Below are 20,589 nucleotides of genomic sequence, written 5' to 3'. Positions count from 1 at the left end.
AAAGATAACTACTATGAAACTAGGCGCCTTCTCAATTAGTTTGGCCGTTAAAGATATAAAAGCGTCAAAAGCTTTTTATGAAACCTTAGGATTTACTGTTTTTGGAGGAGATCTAGAACAGAATTATCTTATTATGAAAAATGAATCTACACTTGTGGGTTTGTTTCAAGGGATGTTTGAAAATAATATGCTCACTTTTAATCCTGGCTGGGATCAAGAGACAAAAACACTTAAAACTTTTGATGATGTACGAGACATTCAAAAGCATTTAAAAAGCAAGAATATTAAATTAGAGAACGAAGCTGATGATACAACTTCTGGTCCTGCTAGTTTTGTAGTTTTAGATCCCGATGGAAATGCTATTTTAGTAGATCAACATATTTAAACAATTATTATGGAAAAAGCGTTACAAACCATGATTAACAATATGCCGGAAAAAACTGGTAAGTCATTAGAACAATGGAAATTCATCTTAAAAGACAAAGCATTTACTAAACATTCTGAAGGTGTCAATTACCTTAAAAGTGAACATGGTATTACTCATGGTTTTGCCAATACTATTGTCACACTTTCCAAGGAAGAACATAATTCTGCAGACGATTTAGTGTTTAATCAATATAAAGGAAAGGAAGCACTAGTTCCAATATATGAAAAACTTATTTCTGTACTAAAAACCTTTGGGGACGATGTTAATATCACACCGAAAAAAACAAGTGTAAGCCTTATTAGAAAACGACAATTTGTACTGATAAAACCAGCCACAAAAACCCGAATTGATTTAGGACTTAAGTTACCCAATGAGCCTACAACAGAACGACTCGGTAATTCTGGCCCGTTTGGGACGATGTGTACTCATCGTGTTCAAATTACTTCAATTGAGGAGGTTGATGACGAATTGATATGTTGGATGAAAGCCGCATTTGAGCTAGCAGTATAACAATCATTCAACTTCTTTCACCAGAGATTCATGCATAAAACCTTGTAAGCTATCATTCACCTGAAGATGAAACCAACGGTTCGTTTTGCCTAATATTTCAACTTGGGATTTAGGTTTCAAATCTTGAAGTTTTGTGTGTTTGACGCTAGCACCTATTCTAAGTTCGTTTTTTAGTAAACGTGTTTCTCCTGTTTTGGATAGTAACACATTTTCAAAATCAATAGGATTATTCAATTTTACAAATGGCAAAGGGTCAACTGCTCCTCCACTCGTATAGATTCCGAAATGTAAATGCGGACTTGTAGTTTTAGCATTTCCTGTGTTACCAACAAACCCTAAAGTATCACCTACCTTAACACGTTTACCTCCAGAAACCGCAATACTATCTAAATGTGCATAATACAACGACTGACCAAAAATTCCATCACGCAACCATACTTGTTTTCCACCCAAACCACGATTGCCAGTGTTAGAAATAAAACCATTTGTTGCCGCAACAACTGGTGTGCCGCGTTTAGCAAAAATATCAATACCTTGATGTAAACGACTACCTCCACCTCGTGTGGCACCCCAAAAACTTTGAATGGCTTTATTATCTTTTCCACTAACTGGAAATGCTAACATAGGTTCCGTAAATAGATTAAGACCAAAATCGGTGCTATGCCTTCGATTTGGAAGTATAACGATTTTATATGGACCTGTTTTGGTGACTTCAAATTCTAAACGATTTAATTCTGGCGTATTAGATTCTATCGGTTTTGTTTCAATTATTGAATCATTTGTAATGGAAAATAAATCAATAGCCAATTGTAAACTATCACTTGGGATATTAGACGCTATTTTAAAACGTTCTCCACGCTGCAAATCTACAGTATAAGCCAGAATCTTGAAATCTAAACTATCTGATTTAGAATATACAACTGAAGGTAAATCTAATTGGAGCTGATTCGCTTTCGCATTTTGATATTCCAATTCGTAACGTCGAAATAAACTGTCGTTAGATTTAAAATCACGTTCCAAAACAGCTCTTGCAGAAGGCTTTGTTATAACATCCGAAACATTTTGCATTTGTTTGCACGATGCTACAATTAAAAAAAACAAAAGGGTAATAGGTTTCAATTTCATACTTAGTAATAAACATTAATCATACCATAAAATGTTATAAAAAGTTTAAAAAAATACGATATCATTCAATCAATTGACCTATAAACCAAAAAACATGTTAAATTCTCATTGTCAAATATTTATATTACCATTTAGTGTGTTTTAAGAATTCATTTGAGTCCATAAGCGATTCAAATGAGTCAATCAAAACTAGCGCGTGCTTTATTTTTGAAACAACAGAAAAACACCAATTATGAAACTACAAAAACACTTCCTGATTATAACCCTAATCGTTACTATGTTATCCTGTAAATCGGAAAGAAAAAAAGAAATGACAGTTTCCAACGATGAGAAAGAAATGATATCCCAAAAACCTGCAGATACCGTTCAAACGGCTATAGGAGAAGTTATTTTACCCAAACCTTATGCCACAGAATCTGTAAGAAAAGAAAATAGTTTAGTTGACTGGCCAGAAGGAAAAATGCCTATGGCACCAGATGGTTTTACCGTCACGAAATTTGCGGATGGCTTCCAAAATCCACGTTGGACCTACATTGCCCCAAACGGAGATATTTTCGTTTGTGAAGCTAACACAAAAGATAGTGCAGGTCTTATTACCGTTCTACGAGATAAAAATAATGATGGCACCATTGAACTTAGAGAAACCTTTCTAGACGATTTAAAACAACCTTTAGGAATGCTAATTATTGACGATTATTTCTATGTAGCCAATACAGACGGTCTTTATAAATATCCTTATAAATCAGGTCTAACAGCTTTAGATCCAACAAAAGGCAAAAAGATAGTGGATCTTCCTGCTGGTGGCTATAACCATCACTGGACTCGAAATATCATTACCAATAAAACACAAGATAAAATTTATATTTCAGTAGGTTCTGCTAGTAATGTTGGAGAATACGGCATGGATGAAGAAATTCGTCGTGCTAATATATTAGAAGTGGATTTAAACGGAGCGAATGAAAAAATTTACGCGAGCGGACTTAGAAATCCAGTTGGTATGGATTGGAATCCTGTTAACGGAGAACTATGGACCGCAGTAAATGAGCGTGATGAGCTTGGTGACAACCTTGTGCCCGATTATGTAACTAGTGTTAAGAAAGGTGGATTTTACGGTTGGCCTTATGCGTATTTTGGTTCTATTGAAGATCCAAGATTGGAAGGTGAAGCACCAGATCTAGTTGCTAAAACCATAATTCCTGATGTTTCGGTAGGACCTCACACGGCATCTTTAGGACTCACGTTTTATGAGGATGGAAATTTTCCTGCTAAATATAAAAACGGGATATTTGTTGGGCAACATGGTTCTTGGAACCGTTCCGTGCTTTCAGGATATCGTGTGGTTTTCATCCCTTTTGAAAATGGAAATCCTGCTGGAGAACCCGAAGATTTTTTAACGGGTTTTATAGCCGATGATAATGATACTGATGTTTATGGAAGACCAGTTTGTGTTGCAGTGACACCATCTGGAGACCTATTAGTTAATGATGATTCTGGGAATACCATTTGGAAAGTGAGTTACAATAATTAATATAGCGTATCTAAAAGAAACCAACCATTACAACCTACTACATGAAATTTACACCTTTAAAACTATTGGCGGTTATTGTTTTAACCGCCTTTATTAATCCACTATACACGCAAAACATTAGTGGTCATGTGAATGATTATTCAAACAGCCCCATATCTGATGTTGCCGTACTCTTAAATAATAAAAGCATTGCTAAATCAAATGCAGAAGGTGTTTTTACCTTACCTAAAGCCTATCTGCTGCCATTAACTGTTGAATTAAAACATCCTAATTATTACATTAAGACCGTAACCTTAACTCAAAACAACAGTGTTTTTCAACTTTCTATTTTAGAAGACACCTTACATCTTGAAGAAGTAACCATCTCTTCAACGTATCAAAAGGAAAGTCAAGTTATAATTCCAACAGCGAAAATTTCGTCACAAAAATTTGTCGAGTATAGTCCCGTAGATTTGGTTTCAGCTCTAAACGAAACACCTGGAGTTTATATTCAGAGTGGTGCCCTAAACACCAACAGAATTGTGATTAGAGGTGTGGGCTCTCGAACACTTTATGGTACAAATAAAATACGCGCGTATTTCAACGGCATACCCATTACAAATGGTATTGGTGAAACAGCCATTGATGCTTTTGATCCTGAAGATATTGGCAGTTTAGAAATTGTAAAAGGGCCAAAAGCCACTCAATATGGCACCAATTTGGGAGGTACTTTATTACTTAATTCAACACAAGCTTCAGAAGGAGAAACCTTTATAAAGAGCAATCTTACTATTGGGAGTTTTGGACTGATTAAAAACAATGTATCTGTTGCTACTGCAAATGAAAAATTAGCCATAAACTTGAATTATGACCATTTAAAATTAGACGGATTTCGTGACAACAGTAATTATAATCGAAAAGCCGTTTTACTGACTTCAAATTACAAATTTAATGCTAAGAATGACATTGGAGTTTTAATCAACTTCACTGATTATTTTGCACAAATACCGAGTTCCATAGGTGAAACTGCATTTAATGAATATCCTTCTCAAGCTGCTTTTACATGGAATGCTGCCCAAGGTTTTGAAGATAATAAACAGGTCTTAATAGGACTTAATTATACCCATCGCTTTTCGGATCATTTTAGTAATACAACGTCAATTTTTTACAACTATCTCGATCATTATGAACCGCGACCTTTTAATATTCTAGACGAATACACCAATGGTTATGGTATAAGAACACTCTTTGCCAAAGATTTTAAATTCTTAAATCAAAACGCTCAACTTAGTTTTGGTGGAGAACTTTATAAAGACGACTATAATTGGAAAACCATTGAAAATCTCTACGAGAATAATGCCAACAATGGCAGTTTAGAGGGTGAACTACTTAGTGATAATATAGAAACCAGAAATAACCTTAATGCCTTTGCTACCGTAACATTACCTTTTACAAAAAAATTAAAAGCCCAATTAGGTATTAATGTCAACACCACTAATTACGAATTTAAAGATGACTTCAATATGGGGGAAAACAACAAAAATGCGGATCGTGATTTTGATCCCATAATTGCACCTAATTTGAACGTCTTATACCAATTTACATCAAACATAAACGCTTTTGCAAACATCAGTAGAGGCTTTAACTATCCTTCTATTGAAGAAACATTGACGCCTGAAGGGGTTATTAATCCAGACCTAGGGCCTGAAACAGGTTTTAATTATGAAGTTGGTAGTGAACTATTTTTATTTAAAAGAAAACTGCGATTTCAGCTTACTGCATACTTATTAGATATTGATAATTTATTGGTAGCAGACCGCGTTGGAGATGATCAATTTATTGGTCGTAATGCTGGTAAAACAGAACATAAAGGTATTGAATTATCTGCTTCATATGCACAGAAATTTACAAATGGATTTTTACTTTCACCTTACATTAATGCCGAAATTACAGACCATCGTTTTATAGATTTTGTTGATGACCAAAACGATTACTCAGGACATCAATTAACAGGTGTTCCTGATGTTAAAATGAATGGAGGCATTCAGTTAGGCTTTAAAAATTTCAACTTAAACACAAATTTTCTTCATATTGGAGAGATGCCTTTAGACGATGCTAATACTTTATTTTCAGAAGATTATACCGTTTTCAACACCAAGTTATCCTACAAGAATTCTATTACGACGCATTTTGATATTGAAATTAATATTGGCGTTAATAATTTTACAGATGAACAGTATGCATCATCGGTATTAATTAATGCCGTAGGCTTTGGCAATTCAGAACCACGTTATTATTATCCCGGAATGCCTAGAAATTGGTTTAGTGGCATTAAGATTGCATACGCTATTTGATCTTAAAGCATGGGAACCACAATAAAAATAAAATTATGAAAAAGAATTTATTAATAGGACTAACACTTTTATTCGTCTTTCAAATTGCAAAGTCACAAACAGACAGTTTACAATGGTTAGATATTGAATTGGCAAATTACAAATATCCATTTGCTGTTTCTAAGTTAGAGTTGACCATACAAGAGCAAGAATTAAAAATGGCTTATATGGATGAAAAGCCTGATAATTATAATGGTAAAAACATCGTGTTATTTCACGGCAAGAATTTTAATGGTGCCTATTGGAAAACGACAATTCAAGCGCTGACTAAAGAAGGGTTCCGTGTCATTGTACCCGATCAAATTGGATTTGGAAAATCCTCTAAACCCGATCATTTTCATTATACGTTTCAGCAATTGGCACAAAACACCAAAACTTTACTGGATACTTTAAATATTGAAAAAACTGCTATTTTAGGACATTCTATGGGAGGTATGCTCGCCACGCGCTTTGCTTTAATGTATCCAGAAACTGTTGAAAAATTTGTTTTAGAAAATCCCATTGGATTAGAAGATTGGAAATTAAAAGTACCTTATCAACCTGTAGAATGGTGGTATAAAAACGAACTCAAAAAGTCTTCTGAAGGCATTAAAAAATACCAACTAGAAAATTATTACGACAACCAATGGAAACCTGAATATGATCAGTGGGTCAACCTACTAGCTGGCTGGACGTTAAATTCAGATTATAAAACCATAGCTTGGAATGCGGCATTAACCTATGACATGATTTTTACACAACCTGTGGTTTACGAATTTAAAAATATTACCGCGCCAACACTTTTAATTATTGGAACCAGAGATCGAACAGCCTTGGGCAAAGGACTTGTTTCTGAAGACGTAAAAGAGACCATGGGATTGTATGATCAGTTAGGCAAAGCCACTCAAAAGAAAATCCCTAATGCCAAATTAGTTGAAATAGAAAACGTTGGACATTTGCCTCACATCGAAAAGTTTGACAGTTTCATAAAACCGTTAATTGTTTTTCTAAAACAATAGCATTTTTTTTAAATTAGGTGAATAAATAGCGTTTGAGTAGAAGAATAGCTATTATCCTAATCTTACCCTTAAAGTGAATGTCTAAAATTTAATGATATAAATTATGAAAAATCTAATTCTAAATGATGGTCATACCATTCCGATTATCGGTTTTGGAACTTATAAAGCTACGGAACAAGAAGGCATTGCATCTGTTAAGCATGCGCTATTAAATGGGTATAGACTATTAGACACCGCTGCCGCTTATAATAACGAAGAAGCTGTGGGAAAAGGCATTAAAGCTAGTGGAGTTCCAAGAGAGGAAATTTTAGTGACGACTAAGTTATGGCGCGAAAATTTAGGTTATGACATGGCTAAAGAAGAATTTGAAAAATCTTTGAAGAAACTGGGCTTAGATTATATAGACTTGTATCTTATTCATTGGCCAGCAAATGCTAAGAATTATGAGAATTGGGAAAAAGCTAATGCCGAGGCTTGGAGAGCTATGGAAGAACTTCAAGCTGAAGGAAAAATAAAATCTATTGGTGTCAGCAATTTTTTTGAAGAACACCTTGAAGCTTTGTTTAAAACTGCTAAGGTAAAACCAGCCGTTAATCAAATAGAGTTTCATCCAGGTTACTGGCAAGAAGATTTAGTTAATTATTGCAAAAAACAACATATTGTTGTTGAATCGTGGTCCCCTTTAGCAAGAGGAAAGGTTTTTGAAAATGAAGTCTTAGAAGACATTGCAAAAGCACACAATACTACGGTTGCAAAAGTTTGCCTTCGATGGATCATTCAGCACGATGTGGTTGTAATTCCGAAATCAACCACCAAAAAACGTATTGAAGAGAATATAAATTTAAATGACTTTGAATTATCTAATAAAGAGATGGATACCATAAATGGGCTACCTGAATTTGGATTTAGCGGAGAACATCCACATTTTTGGCCAGACAGAATCTAAATTCTAATTACAAGCCTTTTTAAAAGCGAAAACGCTGTTAGAAACAGCGCTTGCATTTTACAAATGATAGTACAAGCTAAATCACGAGAACTTGTACCATCATAAAAAACTTAGAACACTATTATAGTAGTGCATAAAAGTAGTTATGATTAAATCACTTCACCATAAAGATCAAAATCCTCTGCTTCTGTTACTTTAATCGTCGCAAATTCGCCTGTTTTTAAATAGGTTTTACTCGCATCAATTAAAACTTCGTTATCAACATCTGGAGAATCAAATTCCGTACGACCAACAAAATAGTTCCCTTCTTTACGGTCAATAACCACTTTGAATTCTTGACCGATTTTAGCCTGATTCAATTCCCACGAAATCTGAGATTGAATTTCCATAATTTGGTTAACACGTTCCATTTTTACTTCTTCAGGAACATCATCTTCTAAATTATAGGCATGTGTATTTTCTTCATGAGAATAGGTAAAACAGCCTAAACGTTCAAAACGCATTTCTGAAACCCATTGTTTAAGTTCTTGAAAATGTGCTTCTGTTTCTCCAGGATAACCAACAATAAGTGTTGTTCTAATGGTCATTTCAGGAACAATAGCTCTGAAGTCGTGAATCAATTTAGTCGTCTTTGCTTTTGTCGTTCCACGACGCATCGATTTTAATAAGTCATCAGAAATATGTTGTAACGGAATATCTAAATAGTTACAAATTTTAGGTTCACGCTTCATAATGTCTAAAACATCCATAGGGAAACCTGTTGGGAAAGCATAATGTAAACGAATCCACTCGATACCTTCAACTTTAACTAAGTTCTCAAGCAACTCTGCAAGATTTCTTTTCTTATAAATATCTAATCCGTAGTATGTTAAATCTTGAGCAATAAGAATCAGTTCTTTAACACCATTTGCTGCTAACTTTTCTGCTTCAATCACTAAGTTTTCAATAGGAGTACTTTTATGCTTTCCTCTCATTAGGGGAATCGCACAAAAACTACAAGGTCTATCACAACCCTCTGCAATTTTTAAGTAAGCGTAATTCTTTGGTGTCGTCGTTAAACGTTCTCCAATTAATTCATGTTTATAATCAGCACCTAAGGCTTTTAATAAACCTGGTAATTCTGTAGTACCAAAGTACTGATCTACATTAGGTATTTCTTTCTCTAAGTCTGGCTTATAGCGTTCGCTTAAACAACCTGTAACAAAAACCTTATCGACTTCGCCATCTTCCTTTTTCTGCATGTACTCCAAAATGGTGTTCACACTTTCCTCCTTAGCATTATTGATAAATCCACATGTATTTATTACAACAACATTACCTTCTTCCTCATGTACAACTTCTTTGCCACTTGCTTTTAGTTGTCCCATCAACACTTCGCTGTCGTAAACATTTTTACTACAACCTAATGTTATAACATTGATCTTGTTCTTCTTAATGGTTTTTGTTCTCATGCTTTTATAAATCAGTTTGCAAAGATACGGAATGATTTACGATAATTGATTTCTGAGTGATGAGATTAAACTTTTTCCTATTTTTATAGTCCAAATTAAAAACGAAATCATGAAATCAAGATATTACTACATTTTAATATTAGGGTTGTTATTTAACATTTCATGTTCTTCTGAAGATGATTCAACTCCGAATGAACCAGAACCTGAAAACATTTATTTTCCTCCCATCAATTCAGATACTTGGGAAACAACATCTATTTCTGAATTAAACTGGAATGCTAATGCCCTACAACCTTTATTAGATTTTCTCGAAGAGAAAAACACTAAAAGTTTTATGATACTTTATAACGGAAAAATTATAGAAGAACATTATTTTAATGGTCATACAAGCGCAACTCCATGGTATTGGGCAAGTGCGGGAAAAACATTAACTACAGCCATTACGGGTATTGCACAAGAAGAAGGATTATTAAATATTGAAAATAAAGTTTCTGATTATTTGGGTACAGGTTGGACGAGCGCTCCCTTAGAAAAAGAAAACCTTATTACTAGTAAAAATTTATTGTCAATGAATTCTGGTCTAGATGACACATTAGGAGACGATGTGTCTCCTAATAATTTGCAATATATTGATGATGCAGGAACCCGTTGGGCTTATCATAATGTGTTTGTAAAACTTCAAGATGTAGTCGCAGAAGCGAGTAATGTTTCATGGTCAAACTATTTTGATTCAAAATTAAAAAATCGAATTGGCATGACAGGTTCTTGGATTCCTTTAGGTGATTTGAGTGTGTATTGGAGTACCACTAGAAGTATGGCACGTTTTGGCTTGTTAACTTATGCTGATGGTAAATGGGAATCAGAACAAATTATACCTAAAAACTATTTAAGCGAAGCTGTAAATACCTCACAACCTACAAATGAAGCTTATGGTTATTTATGGTGGGTAAACGGAAAATCAACATATCATTTACCTCAAACGCAATTTGAATTTACAGGCGAAATTATTCCAAACGCACCAAGCGATATGTATGCCGCTTTAGGCAAAAACGACCAGAAGATTTATGTGGTGCCTAGTGAAAAATTAGTGGTCATTAGAATGGGTGAAGCTGCTGACGATGAAAATTTTGCCCTCTCTAATTTTGATAATGAGTTATGGGGAAAAATTACTGCTTTAATTGATTAAGTAATCTAAATTTAATAACCTCTATTTTTTGATATTGAAACTCATTTAAACGGTATCGCAAGTTTTATTGAAGAATTACATCTAAAAACAAACAGTTCATAACTGACGACATTAGATTTAATTAAATAATATTACTTTGTATATAAAATATCAACTTCTACTTATATTTCTTTTTTGTTATTCATTTCAAACTTATGCGCAATTATGCGAAGGTAATTTAGGAGATCCTGTCGTTTCTATTGATTTTGGATCAGGCACAGGACGCGGAAGTGCACTAGGTAGTTCTATTACAGCATTTACTTACAGTGCTGCAGGTGAATTAGACGAAGGAGAATATACCATTTACAATACAACTAGCGGCTTAAAAGGGAATGCGTGGCATGTTACTTCAGACCATACAGGCGACACCAATGGCCATATGATGGTTATAAACAGTGCCGTTTTAGCAAACGAAGGAGTATTTTACACGAAAACTGTAACTGGACTTTGTGCTAATACAACTTTTGAATTTTCTGCTTGGTTAATCAATTTGATGAACCCTTCAGTAGGCACGGATGAATACCATCCAGATGTAACGTTTAGAATTAGCGACACGTCTGGTAATATTTTAGGATCTTATAATACAGGAGATATTGCGCAAACATCTTCTGGAATTTGGCAACAATACGGCTTCTTCTTTACATTAGAAGCAGAAACTGAAGTAGTAATAACCATATTAAATTCAGCACCTAGCGCACATCCTGGAAATGATATCGCTTTAGATGATATTGCGTTTAAACCATGTGGACCAACCATTACAAGCGCTATTGAAAACGAGTCAAGTATAAGTCTAGAAATTTGCGAAGGTGAAAATGTAAGTTACACATTTCAATCCATTGTCTCTTCTGGGTATTCAGACCCTCAATATCAATGGCAATATTCAGACGATTTAGGCACAACTTGGATAGATATTCTCGGTGAAACTACTCCCGATTATATATTTACAAACACAGGTCAATCTGGGACTTTTTTATATCGATTAGCAGTTGCAAATGGAACCAATATAAACTCACTTTCTTGTCGGATTACTTCAGATGACTATACCATAGAAATCATTGAAACACCAGAAGCACTTACAGGCGAATCAAATCAAACGTTTTGTACCACTCAAAATCCAACATTAAGCGATATTGAAGTTAGTGATGAGGCTATTTGGTATGATGCTGCTACTGATGGGAGTGTTTTAAGCGAAACAACTAATTTAGTAGATGGAACAACCTACTATGCTGCCAAACTAACTATAAGTAATTGTGAAAGTGATGTAAGATTTCCCGTTTTAGCAACTATTATTTCACCTAGTCTGGTGGTTAACAATATAGCGACTACTATTTGTGATACATCAAATAACAACATAGAATTTGTAGATTTAACGATTTACGAAACTGAAATTACAAGCTGTAGCGATTGTATAATTAGTTATTTTATATCACAAGAGGAAGCCGAGAATTATTCTGAGGAAGGACATATTGATACACCTACTAATTTTGAATGGACAGAAGATACTACCAGCATTGTTGCTCGCATCGATTCTTTGGATAAATGCTATCAAATTTCAGAAATCACATTAAGCTTAGGTGAGACTCCTACAATTCCAATTAAGGACATTGAAAGCATTTGCGAGTATGAAAATTATGCTATTATTGATGCAGGCTATGGCTTTAATAGCTATTTATGGTCTACCGGAGAAACTACTCAAACCGTAGTTGTAACTAATGAAACAATTGGTGATTATTGGGTTACAGTAACTGAAGATTACGGCACTTATAGCTGTGATACAACCAAAGAGTTTCAGGTTATTTTGTCTAACACAGCTGTAATTTCGAGCATAGATATTGATGACTGGACAAATAATAACAATTCCATTCAAGTTAATTTATCAGATTTAGATAATGGTGATTATGAGTATTCTTTAGATGATATCACCTATCAAAACAGTAATCTATTTACAGGATTAACAACAGGTGAATATACCGTTTTCGTTAGAGATAAAAACGGCTGTGGCACTACAGAAGAAGTAGTTTATCTCTTAAATTACCCTAAATTTTTCACTCCAAACGATGATGGACAGCATGACACATGGTTTATAAAGTATTCTAATGAAGAGCCAAATCTGACTATTAAAATATTTGATAGATACGGTAAAATCCTTAAAAGTCTAGACGCCAGGTCAGCTTGGGATGGCACTTACAATGGCAAAAGAATGCCTACAAGTGATTATTGGTTTGTAGTCACCCGAGACAACGGAAGAAATTTTACAGGACACTTTACGTTAAAGAGATAGGAAACACTATATGAGACTAAAGCATACATAAATATGTATTGCTCACCATTAAAATAGATACTATTAAGCAAAAGGATTGACTCTCATCAACAATTCATAAATACTCCATTGCCATAATAAGAAAAAAAGAATCATACCTAACATCGCATATACGCTCTGAAAGTTATAACTATTATATCTTAGAAATTTAAGGCAAAAGAAAATAATGACGCTAAAAAAAGAGATTATAATGAAACCTGGAAATGATGAATAGTAAAACAAATATTTCGGTATCAAAGGACTTTTAAGTGAAATAAAGGTACTTAAAACTTTATATACCTGTTGTAGCACTTTTAAAGATGAGATAATTAAAATAAGAATTGTAATAATCCTTAATATCTTTTGATCTCGACAATTGAAACTCTTTTTCATTAAACTGAAATTCCTACCTTGGAAGGAACTCTATTTAAAAAAGGAATCTACAAACTCATATTTATTAAAGACTTGCAAATCTTCAATACCTTCTCCGACTCCAATATATTTCACAGGAATTTGAAACTGGTCGCTAATACCAATCACGACTCCACCTTTTGCCGTACCATCTAATTTAGTTACTGCCAAAGATGTGACTTCAGTAGCTGCCGTAAATTGTTTGGCTTGTTCAAAAGCGTTTTGACCAGTAGAACCATCGAGTACTAAAAGCACATCATGAGGTGCATCACCAACTACTTTTTGCATAACACGTTTTACTTTAGTCAACTCATTCATTAAGTTCACTTTATTGTGCAAACGGCCAGCAGTATCTATAATAATAACATCTGCATTTTGCTTAACTCCAGATTCTAAAGCATCAAAAGCCACAGACGCAGGATCAGAACCCATTTCTTGTCGTATCATTGGCACATCTACACGATCTGCCCATACTTGTAATTGATCAATGGCTGCAGCTCTAAACGTATCTGCTGCACCAAGTACAACGTTTAACCCTTTCTTTTTAAACTGATAAGCTAATTTACCTATGGTTGTTGTTTTACCTACTCCATTAACTCCTACGACCATAAGAACGTATGGTGTTTTAGAACCATCGGCTTGTTTTGGTAATTCAGGAATAGTATATTCGGTATCTTCTCCAGATTTAGTTTCTGATAATAAGGCTGCAATTTCTTCTCTAAGAATTCGGTTTAATTCTGAAGTTCCTAAATATTTATCTTTAGCAACACGTTCTTCAATACGCGTAATCACTTTTAATGTGGTATTAACACCTACATCACTAGTGACTAAGATTTCTTCAAGATTATCTAAAACGTCATCGTCTACTTTAGATTTTCCGGCAACGGCTTTATTTAATTTATTAAAAAAAGAAGATTTAGATTTCTCTAAGCCTTTATCTAAGGTTTCTTTCTTTTCTGACGAGAATATTTTTTTAAAAAAACTCATTGTTATTGTTTAGTTGTTTGTTGTTATGTTGTTTAGGGACACTCATAACCTGTAAGATTTTAAAAACCGTATAGATATATAAGATTACAGTAAACCCTATGCAACAACCTTGCCTATAGAAACTTACTGCTAAGTTGTCATAAAAACACCCAAATATAAACATAAAAAAACTGCTTTCATATGAAAGCAGTTTAGTTAATCTATATATAAATAAAGATTATTTCTTGTTTAAAAAGTCATTGACAAATTCTGGTGCCATTACTGATTCAACGAACATGTATGCTCCTGTTTTTGGTGATTTCACCATTTTTATAGCTTTTGTCAAACGTTTTGATCCTGTCTGTAAAGACGCTACTGATTTCTTTGCCATGGTTTCTTATTTTATCTCTTTATGAACTGTCATACGCTTAAGGATAGGATTAAATTTCTTAATCTCCATACGGTCTGGCGTGTTCTTCTTATTTTTCGTTGTAATATATCTTGATGTTCCTGGTTGACCAGAAGTTTTGTGCTCAGTGCACTCTAAGATAACTTGTATTCTATTTCCTCTTTTTGCCATTGTAAATTGACTTAAGCGTAAACGCTATTATTTGTAAAATCCTTTTGCTTTAGCTTCTTTTAACATCGCTTCGATACCAATTTTATTGATAGTCTTTAATGCTGATGTAGAAACTTTTAATGTTACCCACTTATCTTCTTCAGGAATGTAAAAACGTTTTTTGATCAAGTTTGCATCAAACTTGCGTTTCGTTTTATTCATAGCGTGTGAAACATTGTTTCCAACCATCGCTTTTTTCCCAGTAAGTTCACAAACTCTTGACATTGTTTTCTTTCTTTAGGTCTATAATTAATTTTCTGCTAACTTATATTGTTATAAAGGAATTCCTCTAATTAAATGACAATAAAAATTTAATATCTGAACACAGATATTTTAAACAGGGTGCAAATTTAATAAAACTTTACGTTTCAGCAAACATAAAAGCTTACTTTTTTTTATCTTTAATTGTAATTTCTTTTTTAAGCATTTCAAATGCTTTGTTTGTGGCTCTTACAATCACTTTTTCGCGAAGATTTCCAAAGTTAAAAATTTCAGAATATACCTTATCTTTTGTCGCAATACCAATCCAAACTGTTCCTACTTCGGCATTTGAGTCACCTTTTTCTGGTCCTGCATTGCCTGTTGTACTAATGGCATAATCCGTATCGAACATAGTTCTCACATTTTTCGCCATGGTTTCCGCCACTTCTTTACTGACCACAGAATATGAATTAATATCACTTTCTGAAACCTCCAAGATTTTCACTTTAGATGCTGTAGCATACGTTACAACACTTCCTTTAAAGTAAACAGAAGCTCCAGCATTTGCTGTAATTGATTTTGCAATACGTCCTCCTGTACAGCTTTCTGCTACAGCTAGGGTTTTTCCAATTTGCGTTAATTGCTTACCTATTACGGCTTCAATAGATTCATCTTCTTCATAACCCACAAAAATATCTTCGATCTGTGGCAATAATAAATTGATTTGATTTTGGATTTCTTTGTCAACTATTAATTTTTCAGTCGCTTTTCCGGATAAACGCAAACGTACACGACCCAAACTTGGTAAATACGCTAATTTTATAAAAACAGGTAAATGATCTTCCCACTCTTCAATACGTTCTGCCAATGCACTTTCTCCTAAACCATAAGTTAAGATTGTTTTATGCGATATATAAGGAAACTTAAATTTTGCTCTTAACTTCGGAATAACTTGCTCAGTAATTAAAGCTTTCATTTCGTAAGGCACACCTGGAAGTGACACAAACACTTTTCCGTTTCGCTCCAACCACATACCTGGTGCTGTACCATTATGGTTCATAAGTACCTGTGCCGTAGACGGTACTAATGCTTGTTGCTTATTAACATCTAAAAGTGGTGCTGAACTATATTTTGAAAAAATCTGCTCTACATTAGCCAAAACAGCTTTGTCTTCAACTAAGGTGTCATTAAAGTATTCGCAAATGGTAAGTTTGGTAATATCATCTTTAGTAGGACCTAAACCTCCAGTTATTATAATGATATCTGCATTTTCTTCTGCTTCTTTTATAGCTTTTAGAATATGGGCTTTATCATCTTGAATTGAGGTAATCTGATAGATCGAAATTCCGTATTTATTAAATTCCTTTCCTAAGAATGCGGAATTTGTATCTACAATCTGACCAATAAGAATCTCATCTCCAATGGTAATAATTTCTGCTTGCATTTATAAAGTTGTTTAAAGTCCGAAATCGGCTTTAATTTCATTAACAGCGTTATCAACCGCAGTTAATACCGTTATAAGTTGTTCTTCTACATTTTTGTCCGTCTGCTCAAACTTTCCCCAATCTTGAACTTCAATCAGTGTATCTAAAACACCTAATTCAAATAAATCTATAGTTGGTTTCATTTTATGAGCCGCTTGGTACACTTCTTTATAATCCTTTGCAGGCACCGCTGTTCTTAGACGTTCTGCATCTTCAGGTACTTCTTCTATAAAAGCTGCTGCTATAGCTAAGACAAAATCTTCATCGTCTTCAGCCATTTCTCGTACACGATGTAATTGATAATATTGTGACATTTATTTAATTTTTATTGAAAACATTTCCTCATCTTCAAGGTATCCTATTAATCTATCTTCTGCAAACACCTTACCGACTCCAGCAGGTGTGCCCGTAAATATAATGTCTCCTATTTTTAAAGTGAAATATTTTGACACATATTCTATAAGTTCATCAATTTTCCAAAGCATTAGCTCCGTATTTGCATCCTGAACGACAGAATCATTCTTTTTTAAACTGAAATTGATATTATCTATATTTTCAAATTTAGTTTTAGGCAACCATTTTCCAATAACCGCAGCACCATCAAAGGCTTTGGCTTTTTCCCATGGTAATCCTTTGGCTTTTAATTGCGTTTGAAGATCTCGTGCTGTAAAATCTATACCAAGTCCGATATCGTCATAGTATTTATGCGCGAATTTCCTATCGATATACTTCCCCACTTTATTAATTTTCACTAAAACCTCAACTTCATAATGGACATCGTCTGAAAAATCGGGGATAAAAAACGGTTGTTTCTTTAACAGAATTGACGTGTCTGGTTTTAAAAAAACAACAGGATCTGTTGGTTTTTCGTTTTCTAGTTCTTTAATGTGATCGGTGTAATTACGACCTATGCAGATTAATTTCATATTTCTGTCATTCCTGCGAAGGCAGGAATCTAATTAATTTAACCTTTATTTTATATTATGGATTTCTACCTTCGTAGGAAGGTCAATTAGCTTAACTTATTATTAAACTGACGTAACTTAATAGCCGTTAACACCTTCTTAGTATAAAGAGGGAAATCCGCATTGAGCAACCAACCAAAATAACCTGGTTCTTTATCTAAAACATCTAAGACACGTTTTCCTTTATGCTTCCCAAATGAGAAACATTCTTCTCCTTCTTTATTAAAGATTAAAAAACCTGCGAAATCAGCAAATTTTTTACGAGAACTAAATTCTGCTAAAAACTTGGTGTCGTTTTCTAATTCTTCATAACGGTCTAACTGTGCTTTTAAAACCTCGTAGGTTGCTTTGGTATCAGCTTCTGCACTATGTGCATCCTCTAAATTTTTATCACAATAAAATTTGTAGGCTGCAACCAATGTCCGTTGTTCCATTTTATGGAATATCGTTTGTACGTCTACAGATTGTGTGTTTTTCATATCAAAATCTACTTCTGCTCTTAAAAGTTCTTCTGCTAACAATGGAATATCGAAACGATTAGAATTAAATCCGCCTAAATCAGAATCCTTAATAAGGTTGTAAATCTCCTTTGATAAAGCTTTAAACGTTGGTTTATCTGCAACATCTGCATCAGAAATTCCATGAATTGCTGTTACCTCTGCAGGAATTGGCATCTCAGGGTTCACAACCCAAGTTTTAGCTTCTTCTTTACCGTCTGGATGGACTTTAAGAATAGAAATTTCTACGATTCTATCTTTTGAAATATTGATTCCTGTAGTTTCTAAATCGAAAAAACAGATAGGTTTTGTGAGATTAAGTTGCATTGTTTTTGTTTTAAAAATCAAAGATAATTAGAATAAGTAGAATAGCGTTAATTGGAACAAGAAAGGTCAACCTATTTATCATTCTGAGTACAACCAAAAAAACATAACCCTTAAAATATATGTATTATCAGCTGTACTCAAATGATTTTTATCTTCGCTTAATTAATCTAATAGTTCAGGACGACTAATTAATAATTCTATTTTTTTTATGATAACGGTAATTTGGTTCATTTGAATTTCAATATTACTGAAAAACAAACTAATATCCCTTTTCACCCAACTTTCCGAAATAATCCTTGAACCCAAACTAATTCTCAAAATAGCACTTTGAATATCATTATCATATTTTACATTAACCGCTTGTCCTATATGACATTTTTGTGCTGCTAGTCTAATAATTTCTATTGGTGAGCCTTCAAAATGATTTGACAAATCTGAATTCAATAGCACATAGAGCTTTTTAACCTGCTCTACAGATAATACTTTATGATCTTTAATAATGAAAAACGGAAAAATAGTTCGAATATTTTTCAGCCCAAATTCCTCATTATTAGAGCTTGTAGTTTTTATTTCATCTCCATAAAGTGGCTCTAAAAAAGGAGCTTCTTTAACTGAATCCTCAACAAAATTACAAAACATTTCAATCCCCATATTCCTATACAGAATTGGTGTTTTAAAATAGCGATCCATTTCAGCTATTGCTGCATTCCAACGCATATAAGCTCCATAATTATACCCTTCAGACAAATTTTTTGAACAAGACCAAGAGACAGGCCAATCTGAGTAGTTATAGTACTCCGTAAGCCCTTCTGGCAACTTGTTTTTAGCTGAATGTATTACTTCACTTACCTTTTTTGGCAAAATTAATGCACCAGAATACGGAGGACCTGTAAAATATTTACTCCCTGTAATTGAGACGATATAACCTTTTTCTAAATAGTTCTGTATATCTGCAGGATCTAACCTCATTTGAGCCGCATCTACAATAACCTGAATAGACAAATCTTTGAGAGCGTCTAAATCTTGCATCATTTTTTCACTAGGAGACCCATAGCCCAATTTAGATTGATCCATAATATGTAAAACTACATGGTTTCCTTTTGCTTTGGTTTCTACAATAGCATTAAAAACTTCTGTATCTAACTCTGAGTCTGATTTTAATTGTCCTTTTTCATCTCTAAAAAGAACTTTAATCAACTCTACATCTCTAAATCCTTTAATTCTATCTCCTTTTTTAATTGGGTAATTGAGCGCTGTAGTATTTTCAAAATGACAGCCTTTTAATGCGGCAGGCACACCACTTCCGGTTTCATCTGAAGCTACTAAAACATGTGTAATATCTTTATCGGTAATAATTTGGGTAAATGCTGCAATTTGAAGTGAGGCATCCGTACCAGAAGGAGAAAATATAATTTGACTTTCATCTTTTAGTTTGAATATTTTTTTGAGATTATTTTTGAGTAATTCCGAAAAATCTGTAATTGCCTCTTTAACCCCATGCTTCAAGCTATTTTTAATTAATATACTTCTTACTTTGTCTGTTTTATCAAATGCAAAATTAGATACACTTGTTGCCGTAGATGACGCAAAAGTAAATGCTTCTGGCCTTGGAAAAGGTCTACAACCATATTTATTTAGCAAAGCCACTTCATCAATATTTAATCTAAGATCTCCACCATCCATCAATAAATACTCCGTTGGTTTGGCTAAATTTTCTAAAATAGGCATCCAAGCCTCTTCAACTTTAGGATTTATATTTTCTATACCGTGAAACGCCTGAAGTTCTTTAAATTTCAATAAGCTTTTAGCATCTACAGCCTTATCGCTTGTAATTAAATTAATTAAAAAATAATCTAAAGATTTTAATTTCTCCTTATCCTCTTTAGGTAATAAAGAATAAAATATGCGAGTAACCTTAAAGGCTGCTATATCACACAAAGCAACATCTTCTTCTTTATTGCTCAATGCCTTATACCAGAGTTGCCATTCAATACCATATCTTAAATAAACTAAAGCTAAAACAGGGTTAGTCAAATAATGTACACCTATAATAATAGTTTTATTAGGAACTATTTTAAATGTACTTGGCTCCTTATTGGATGTAATAATATTAATGTTGTTTAACTTTGGTACGGTATTGAACCTTTTTAAAACGTGAACGAGATGGTTCACGTTTTCTTTTTCAAATAAAGAGGTTCTTTTATATTGATCTTCAATTAATATATTGTTTTTCATACG

At 33.7% G+C, this 20,589-nt stretch carries 19 protein-coding genes; 8 read left to right on the top strand and 11 right to left on the bottom strand.

Annotated features, from left to right (window positions below; genetic code table 11):
* Positions 1 to 13 precede the first annotated feature (13 nt).
* The gene (locus tag HM992_RS08920) at positions 14 to 385 is read left to right on the top strand and encodes a VOC family protein (protein ID WP_179319408.1); all 372 of its coding nucleotides are present in this window, start codon (positions 14 to 16) and stop codon (positions 383 to 385) included.
* Positions 386 to 394: 9 nt separating this feature from the next.
* The gene (locus HM992_RS08915; protein ID WP_179319407.1) at positions 395 to 937 is read left to right on the top strand and encodes a DUF4287 domain-containing protein; all 543 of its coding nucleotides are present in this window, start codon (positions 395 to 397) and stop codon (positions 935 to 937) included.
* Between the two features lie 3 nt (positions 938 to 940).
* On the opposite strand, the gene HM992_RS08910 is transcribed toward HM992_RS08915, so the two are convergent.
* Positions 941 to 2,005, bottom strand: a complete 1,065-nt coding sequence (locus tag HM992_RS08910) for a M23 family metallopeptidase (protein WP_229720467.1) — start codon at positions 2,003 to 2,005, stop codon at positions 941 to 943.
* Between the two features lie 289 nt (positions 2,006 to 2,294).
* Between HM992_RS08910 and HM992_RS08905 the strand changes: the two genes are divergently transcribed.
* From HM992_RS08905 to HM992_RS08890, 4 genes are all read left to right on the top strand, one after another.
* Complete coding sequence (locus HM992_RS08905; protein ID WP_179319405.1) at positions 2,295 to 3,590, top strand: PQQ-dependent sugar dehydrogenase; 1,296 nt, start codon at positions 2,295 to 2,297, stop codon at positions 3,588 to 3,590.
* Between the two features lie 41 nt (positions 3,591 to 3,631).
* Entirely contained in the window at positions 3,632 to 5,923 is a 2,292-nt protein-coding gene (locus HM992_RS08900; protein ID WP_179319404.1) for a TonB-dependent receptor family protein, read from the top strand.
* 35 nt (positions 5,924 to 5,958) lie between these two features.
* A complete protein-coding gene (locus HM992_RS08895; protein ID WP_179319403.1) occupies positions 5,959 to 6,960 on the top strand; it encodes an alpha/beta fold hydrolase in 1,002 nt (333 codons plus the stop codon).
* Between the two features lie 103 nt (positions 6,961 to 7,063).
* Positions 7,064 to 7,906: an aldo/keto reductase gene (locus HM992_RS08890; protein WP_179319402.1), complete on the top strand. Its 843-nt coding sequence runs from the start codon at positions 7,064 to 7,066 to the stop codon at positions 7,904 to 7,906.
* 149 nt (positions 7,907 to 8,055) lie between these two features.
* Here HM992_RS08890 and rimO read toward each other — a convergent pair whose 3' ends face one another.
* Positions 8,056 to 9,357: a 30S ribosomal protein S12 methylthiotransferase RimO gene (gene rimO / locus HM992_RS08885; protein WP_178984645.1), complete on the bottom strand. Its 1,302-nt coding sequence runs from the start codon at positions 9,355 to 9,357 to the stop codon at positions 8,056 to 8,058.
* Positions 9,358 to 9,466: 109 nt separating this feature from the next.
* On the opposite strand from rimO, the gene HM992_RS08880 reads away from it, so the two are divergent.
* Positions 9,467 to 10,543: a serine hydrolase domain-containing protein gene (locus HM992_RS08880; protein WP_179319401.1), complete on the top strand. Its 1,077-nt coding sequence runs from the start codon at positions 9,467 to 9,469 to the stop codon at positions 10,541 to 10,543.
* Positions 10,544 to 10,679: 136 nt separating this feature from the next.
* Positions 10,680 to 12,863, top strand: coding sequence for a T9SS type B sorting domain-containing protein (locus HM992_RS08875; RefSeq protein ID WP_179319400.1), 2,184 nt, complete (start codon positions 10,680 to 10,682; stop codon positions 12,861 to 12,863).
* Positions 12,864 to 13,304: 441 nt separating this feature from the next.
* Here the strand turns inward: HM992_RS08875 and ftsY are convergent, their stop codons facing one another.
* From ftsY to HM992_RS08830, 9 genes are all read right to left on the bottom strand, one after another.
* The gene (ftsY, locus tag HM992_RS08870) at positions 13,305 to 14,279 is read right to left on the bottom strand and encodes a signal recognition particle-docking protein FtsY (RefSeq protein WP_178984642.1); all 975 of its coding nucleotides are present in this window, start codon (positions 14,277 to 14,279) and stop codon (positions 13,305 to 13,307) included.
* 217 nt (positions 14,280 to 14,496) lie between these two features.
* Positions 14,497 to 14,649 (bottom strand): DUF4295 domain-containing protein, encoded by a 153-nt coding sequence (locus HM992_RS08865; RefSeq protein ID WP_008271041.1) that lies wholly within the window; start codon positions 14,647 to 14,649, stop codon positions 14,497 to 14,499.
* 6 nt (positions 14,650 to 14,655) lie between these two features.
* A complete protein-coding gene (gene rpmG, locus HM992_RS08860; RefSeq protein WP_020896723.1) occupies positions 14,656 to 14,838 on the bottom strand; it encodes a 50S ribosomal protein L33 in 183 nt (60 codons plus the stop codon).
* A 27-nt stretch (positions 14,839 to 14,865) separates the two neighbouring features.
* Positions 14,866 to 15,102 carry a 50S ribosomal protein L28 gene (rpmB, locus tag HM992_RS08855; RefSeq protein WP_040757375.1) on the bottom strand — a complete coding sequence of 79 codons (237 nt, stop codon included), beginning with the start codon at positions 15,100 to 15,102 and terminating at the stop codon, positions 14,866 to 14,868.
* A 160-nt stretch (positions 15,103 to 15,262) separates the two neighbouring features.
* Positions 15,263 to 16,522 (bottom strand): competence/damage-inducible protein A, encoded by a 1,260-nt coding sequence (locus HM992_RS08850; protein WP_179319399.1) that lies wholly within the window; start codon positions 16,520 to 16,522, stop codon positions 15,263 to 15,265.
* A gap of 12 nt (positions 16,523 to 16,534) precedes the next feature.
* A complete protein-coding gene (locus HM992_RS08845; RefSeq protein WP_178984640.1) occupies positions 16,535 to 16,876 on the bottom strand; it encodes an Hpt domain-containing protein in 342 nt (113 codons plus the stop codon).
* The gene (locus HM992_RS08840) at positions 16,877 to 17,488 is read right to left on the bottom strand and encodes a fumarylacetoacetate hydrolase family protein (protein ID WP_178984639.1); all 612 of its coding nucleotides are present in this window, start codon (positions 17,486 to 17,488) and stop codon (positions 16,877 to 16,879) included.
* A gap of 86 nt (positions 17,489 to 17,574) precedes the next feature.
* Complete coding sequence (locus tag HM992_RS08835) at positions 17,575 to 18,351, bottom strand: 3'-5' exonuclease (RefSeq protein WP_178984638.1); 777 nt, start codon at positions 18,349 to 18,351, stop codon at positions 17,575 to 17,577.
* A gap of 162 nt (positions 18,352 to 18,513) precedes the next feature.
* Positions 18,514 to 20,586, bottom strand: a complete 2,073-nt coding sequence (locus tag HM992_RS08830) for a hypothetical protein (RefSeq protein ID WP_179319398.1) — start codon at positions 20,584 to 20,586, stop codon at positions 18,514 to 18,516.
* Positions 20,587 to 20,589 lie beyond the last annotated feature (3 nt).

This window comes from Winogradskyella helgolandensis, assembly GCF_013404085.1.
GTDB classification, from domain to species: domain Bacteria; phylum Bacteroidota; class Bacteroidia; order Flavobacteriales; family Flavobacteriaceae; genus Winogradskyella; species Winogradskyella helgolandensis.
Note: the sequence above shows the minus strand (reverse complement) of the source record. Positions and strands in the feature narration are given on the sequence as shown.

Coding starts and splice junctions, on each gene's coding strand:
- HM992_RS08920 (WP_179319408.1), top strand. CDS start 14: ATGAAACTAGGCGCCTTCTCAATTAGTTTGGCCGTTAAAGATATAAAA.
- HM992_RS08915 (WP_179319407.1), top strand. CDS start 395: ATGGAAAAAGCGTTACAAACCATGATTAACAATATGCCGGAAAAAACT.
- HM992_RS08910 (WP_229720467.1), bottom strand. CDS start 2,005: ATGCAAAATGTTTCGGATGTTATAACAAAGCCTTCTGCAAGAGCTGTT.
- HM992_RS08905 (WP_179319405.1), top strand. CDS start 2,295: ATGAAACTACAAAAACACTTCCTGATTATAACCCTAATCGTTACTATG.
- HM992_RS08900 (WP_179319404.1), top strand. CDS start 3,632: ATGAAATTTACACCTTTAAAACTATTGGCGGTTATTGTTTTAACCGCC.
- HM992_RS08895 (WP_179319403.1), top strand. CDS start 5,959: ATGAAAAAGAATTTATTAATAGGACTAACACTTTTATTCGTCTTTCAA.
- HM992_RS08890 (WP_179319402.1), top strand. CDS start 7,064: ATGAAAAATCTAATTCTAAATGATGGTCATACCATTCCGATTATCGGT.
- rimO (WP_178984645.1), bottom strand. CDS start 9,357: ATGAGAACAAAAACCATTAAGAAGAACAAGATCAATGTTATAACATTA.
- HM992_RS08880 (WP_179319401.1), top strand. CDS start 9,467: ATGAAATCAAGATATTACTACATTTTAATATTAGGGTTGTTATTTAAC.
- ftsY (WP_178984642.1), bottom strand. CDS start 14,279: ATGAGTTTTTTTAAAAAAATATTCTCGTCAGAAAAGAAAGAAACCTTA.
- HM992_RS08865 (WP_008271041.1), bottom strand. CDS start 14,649: ATGGCAAAGAAATCAGTAGCGTCTTTACAGACAGGATCAAAACGTTTG.
- rpmG (WP_020896723.1), bottom strand. CDS start 14,838: ATGGCAAAAAGAGGAAATAGAATACAAGTTATCTTAGAGTGCACTGAG.
- rpmB (WP_040757375.1), bottom strand. CDS start 15,102: ATGTCAAGAGTTTGTGAACTTACTGGGAAAAAAGCGATGGTTGGAAAC.
- HM992_RS08850 (WP_179319399.1), bottom strand. CDS start 16,522: ATGCAAGCAGAAATTATTACCATTGGAGATGAGATTCTTATTGGTCAG.
- HM992_RS08845 (WP_178984640.1), bottom strand. CDS start 16,876: ATGTCACAATATTATCAATTACATCGTGTACGAGAAATGGCTGAAGAC.
- HM992_RS08840 (WP_178984639.1), bottom strand. CDS start 17,488: ATGAAATTAATCTGCATAGGTCGTAATTACACCGATCACATTAAAGAA.
- HM992_RS08835 (WP_178984638.1), bottom strand. CDS start 18,351: ATGCAACTTAATCTCACAAAACCTATCTGTTTTTTCGATTTAGAAACT.
- HM992_RS08830 (WP_179319398.1), bottom strand. CDS start 20,586: ATGAAAAACAATATATTAATTGAAGATCAATATAAAAGAACCTCTTTA.